Annotated in this window: 1 protein-coding gene and 1 pseudogene; both read left to right on the top strand. The window is 72.0% G+C overall.

Annotated features, from left to right (window positions below):
* Positions 1–353 (top strand): annotated as a pseudogene (locus AB0J08_RS41725) (electron transfer flavoprotein subunit beta); the annotation flags it as partial.
* 45 nt (positions 354–398) lie between these two features.
* Positions 399–1,117: electron transfer flavoprotein subunit alpha/FixB family protein (locus tag AB0J08_RS41730; protein ID WP_360645469.1), on the top strand; the 719-nt coding region annotated here is incomplete at its 3' end.

Here is a 1,117-nt window from a genome sequence, read left to right on the forward strand (position 1 = left end):
TGCTGTCGGAGGTGTCGGTCGAGGGCGGTGTGGTGAAGGGCCGTCGTGACGGGGACGCGGCGACGGAGCTGGTGGAGGCGGCGCTGCCGGCGGTGGTGTCGGTGACGGACCAGTCGGGTGAGGCGCGGTACCCGTCGTTCAAGGGCATCATGGCGGCGAAGAAGAAGCCGGTGCAGTCGTTCGATCTGGACGATCTGGGGATCGAGGCCGGCGAGGTCGGTCTGGCGGGTGCGTGGACGGCGGTGGAGTCGGTGACGGCGCGTCCGGCGCGGACGGCCGGCACGGTCGTCAAGGACGAGGGTGAGGGCGGCAAGCAGCTCGCCGCGTTCCTCGCTGATCAGAAGTTCATCTAATCCACTCTGTTTGCGCTTCCAACGATCGATCAGGAGCAACGAATCATGGCTGAGATCCTGGTTCTCGTGGACCACGCCGACGGTGTGGTCCGCAAGCCGGCCCTCGAACTGCTGACCCTGGCCCGCCGGATCGGTGAGCCGTCGGCGGTCGTCCTGGGTGCCGGTGCGGCTGCCGCCGACATCGCCGCCAAGGCCGGCGAGTTCGGTGCGGTGAAGGTGTACGTCGCGGACGGCGCGGAGTTCGCCGACCAGCTGGTCGTCCCCAAGGTCGACGCGCTGGCCCAGATCGCGAAGGCGTCGGAGGCGGCGGCCGTGCTGGTCACCTCGTCCGGTGAGGGCAAGGAGGTCGCCGCCCGCGTCGCGCTGCGGATCGGCTCCGGCATCATCACCGACGCCGTCGACCTGGAGGCCGGCGCCGACGGTCCGGTCGCCACCCAGTCGGTGTTCGCCGCGTCCTTCCAGGTGAAGTCCAAGGTGTCGCACGGCGCCCCGGTCATCACGGTGAAGCCGAACGCGGTGGCCCCCGAGGCCGCTCCGGCCGCGGGTGCGGTGGAGAACGTCGCCGTCGCCTTCACCGGCAACGCCGCCAAGGTCACCTCGCGCACCCCGCGGGTCTCCTCCGGGCGCCCCGAGCTGACCGAGGCCGCGATCGTGGTCTCCGGCGGCCGTGGCGTCGGCGAGGCGTCCGGCTTCGGCGTGGTCGAGGAGCTGGCCGACGCGCTGGGCGCGGCCGTCGGTGCCTCGCGCGCCGCCGTCGACGCCGG

It is taken from the genome of Kitasatospora sp. NPDC050463, from assembly GCF_040655255.1.
In the GTDB taxonomy this organism is placed as follows: Bacteria; Actinomycetota; Actinomycetes; order Streptomycetales; family Streptomycetaceae; genus Kitasatospora.